The sequence below is a fragment of the Mucilaginibacter pedocola genome (assembly GCF_002013915.1).
In the GTDB taxonomy this organism is placed as follows: domain Bacteria; phylum Bacteroidota; class Bacteroidia; order Sphingobacteriales; family Sphingobacteriaceae; genus Mucilaginibacter; species Mucilaginibacter pedocola.
This window is the reverse complement of the sequence record NZ_MBTF01000031.1, coordinates 1-2,933: the sequence shown is the minus strand read 5'-3', so window position 1 is coordinate 2,933 and position 2,933 is coordinate 1. Positions and strand designations below refer to the sequence as shown.

The following is a 2,933-nucleotide window of genomic DNA, read 5'->3' as shown; positions in this document are numbered from 1 at the left end:
CGGAGCCTGGGATTCAAAGCTTCGGTCAGGACCATTCATCAGGCGAAAGAGGAAGGCATGCTTTAGAAACGTATTTAGTTTTTGTTTAGCATATCACGCCGGAACTGCACCGGCGTGATATGGGTACGCTGCTTGAATAATTTATGGAAGGACTGTGGGTGCTCAAAGCCCAGTTGATAGGCAATCTCAGCGGTCGTCAGACCGGTGCTATTCAATAGGATTTTTGCTTTTTCTATCAGCGCCAGATGGATATGCTGCTGGGTCGTCTTACCGGTGAGCGATCTGAGCATGTCAGACAAATAGCGCTGCGATACATTAAGGTGCGCAGCAATATCCTGTGGCGAGGGCAGGCCATTGACCGTGGCACAGGAGCCATCGAAGTGGCTTTCCAGGCAGTCATTCATCCGGGTGATCAGTTCATGGTGCAGATTCTTGCGGGTATGGAACTGCCGGTGATAGAACCGGTCGCTGTGATCGAATAATAATTCTAGTAGCGATACCAGCACCTTATCACTGAATTGGTCGATCTGGTTCTCCAGCTCGGAAGCGATCGCCTGGAAGACCATTTCCACCGTCTGTTTCTCTTTATCAGAGAGGTATAAGGATTCGGCTACGGTATAATCAAAAAAACCATATTGGTAAATGTGTTGAGCCAATGGCTGCCCCGTCAAAAGCGACGGATGGAAATAGAGCGCATAGCCCTGGTAATCCTCTCGGTCACCCGGCATCTGCACCGATTGGCCCGGTGCTAAAAATGCCATTCCGCCTTCCTTAAAATCGTAAGTTCCCGGCCCGTACTTCACGCTGCCGTTAAAATCCCTTTTAAACGTTATCTTATAGAAATCCAGCAGGAACCAGTTCCCGGCATCGCGCAGGCTGATCGTGTCCTTGTCGTAATTGACCAGGCTGATCAGGGGATGGGCCGGCGGAGCCAGTCCCAGCCTTTTCATCAGATCGGTGATATTTTCAAACTTTAAAGTGTTCAAATCATGTTTTGTTAAGCTATTGAATTAACTCTGCACAGCCGGACGGATCACAATATCGCCGACATCTACATTGTCCGGCTGGTCAATAGCGTAAGCGATCGCGCGGGCTATAGCCTCTGCCGGGATCGCCATTTTTTCAGCATTTTTCTGAATGTTCGCCCGTAAAGCATCATTCTTAATTTTACCGGCAAATTCGGTGGACACATAACCTGGCGATACACCTGTTACGCGCCAGCGTCCCTGAGATTCCTGACGCAGGCCTTCGCTGATCGTACGCACTGCATTCTTCGTGCCGGCATATACGCCCATGACCGGAACGATGGTTATACCAGCGGTAGGGATCACGTTGATAAAATGTCCTGAGCCCGCTTCTTTAAATATGGGCATTGCAGCTGCTATACCATACAAAGTGCCTTTCAGGTTGACATCGATCATCTGTTCCCAGCCTTCCACATCAATGTCTTCCATCGGATATAACTGGCTTATCCCGGCATTATTGATCATAACATCAAGTTTGCCGAACTTGTTTACCGCCAATTCGGTTAGCCCTGTCAGGTCTTCCCGGCGTGTCACATCCACTGCCAAGAATGCTGCCTCACCGCCGTTCTGCTGAATTTTTTCAACGATTCGTTCTAAATGATCGTCCCTTCGAGCGCCGAGAACGACTTTAGCGCCCATGGCGGCTAGTACTTCGGCTGTAGCCTGCCCGATGCCGCTGCTCGCACCTGTGATCGCAACGACTTTTCCTGCAATTCTGTTTTCCATGATACAAAGGTCAGGCAATGGAACGAGAATAATGAAGCCGATATGGCCAGATGTGTAGCCATTTTGGAAGCTAAAGCGATTACTGTCCAATAGAAAAAAATGCTGATCTATAGATATTTAGAGCGGACTTCCCCCAATTATTTAAAAGCATCAGAGTTTTGCTAAATCCACCAAAGTTTAGTTGTTATTATTTATTCCCTGCAAAAAATCGGCCTATATACGCCAAAATATATGCTTGATAGATGTACAGGTTTGTAGTGGCCAATAAATGCGATAGCGGATCCGCTTTCAATGGTGTCAATGGTTGATCCTTGGCCGGAGCGCTAAGTTAGTTTCGCGACGCAAAAATTGGCCCTGCTATTCAGAATTGCCTAATGCCCGGTTCCTCTGGTCTATTTGCAAGCCGATCTGTTCGACATATTCTTCGGGCACATTAGCCGGTGCCTCACCTGCATATACCCAGTTGCCATCAGCATTCTTTTTCAGTGTGAAATACAGATCCAAGGCACTAAACGTGTTCCTGAAAAGATATTCGTTTTCAGCGGTTTGGATAACAGGGCCATAGATCACTGATTGATCTGACGACACCAGCTTGGCAACATTTAATATGACCTCTGACATCGTAATTTACTTAAAGTGAATAAAAGCTTTCCGGTTTTAAAGGCTCAGGGATATCCTGCTCACCCAGTAACTGCTTGATATTGATTTCTATATTGGTGGCTATCGTCGTCATCGCGGTATCAGTAGGAAGGTTATTGAAAGGGTCCTGTAAATGCATCGCTGATTTTTCCAAAAGAAAAAAAGCAGAAGAAATCACCAGTAACAAAGGGATCTCGAAGAAACTATCGATATCTGTCAGTGCTATTGATAAAGTAACGACGAAAATATAGATAAAGAAATGCAGGAATAAGCGGTAGGTCTGCGGGAACACCGTGCTTTTGATCCGCTCGGCCATACCCATCGCATTAGAAAAATTCACCTGCGTTGAATTGATCTGTACATGGCTGAATAATTCCAGTCTTCCTTCATCCCGCAGCTCCGTTAATTGCAGCGCATTAAGCTGCAAAATGGCCAGCGGTTTATTACTATGCGTGTTGATCTTCTCCAGGTCGGCTGCCGACAGGTATTTATGAAGGTTCGCGGTAGGGTCGAGGCCGCGCAGGCTTTGCCCTAAACTATAGC

At 47.1% G+C, this 2,933-nt stretch carries 3 protein-coding genes and 1 pseudogene; all 4 read right to left on the bottom strand.

The genetic code is table 11. The features are described 5' to 3' along the window. Positions 1–74: 74 nt before the first annotated feature. Positions 75–986 carry an AraC family transcriptional regulator gene (locus BC343_RS20345; protein WP_238381745.1) on the bottom strand — a complete coding sequence of 304 codons (912 nt, stop codon included), beginning with the start codon at positions 984–986 and terminating at the stop codon, positions 75–77. Between the two features lie 24 nt (positions 987–1,010). Then, a complete protein-coding gene (locus BC343_RS20340; protein ID WP_078347722.1) occupies positions 1,011–1,751 on the bottom strand; it encodes an SDR family oxidoreductase in 741 nt (246 codons plus the stop codon). A gap of 357 nt (positions 1,752–2,108) precedes the next feature. Then, positions 2,109–2,372, bottom strand: coding sequence for a hypothetical protein (locus BC343_RS20335; protein ID WP_078349653.1), 264 nt, complete (start codon positions 2,370–2,372; stop codon positions 2,109–2,111). 10 nt (positions 2,373–2,382) lie between these two features. Then, positions 2,383–2,933, bottom strand: a pseudogene (locus BC343_RS20330) (bestrophin family ion channel); the annotation flags it as partial.

Bases quoted from the DNA above. Each gene is read 5' to 3' on its own strand.
- BC343_RS20340 (WP_078347722.1), bottom strand. From the start codon at position 1,751: ATGGAAAACAGAATTGCAGGAAAAGTCGTTGCGATCACAGGTGCGAGC.
- BC343_RS20335 (WP_078349653.1), bottom strand. From the start codon at position 2,372: ATGTCAGAGGTCATATTAAATGTTGCCAAGCTGGTGTCGTCAGATCAA.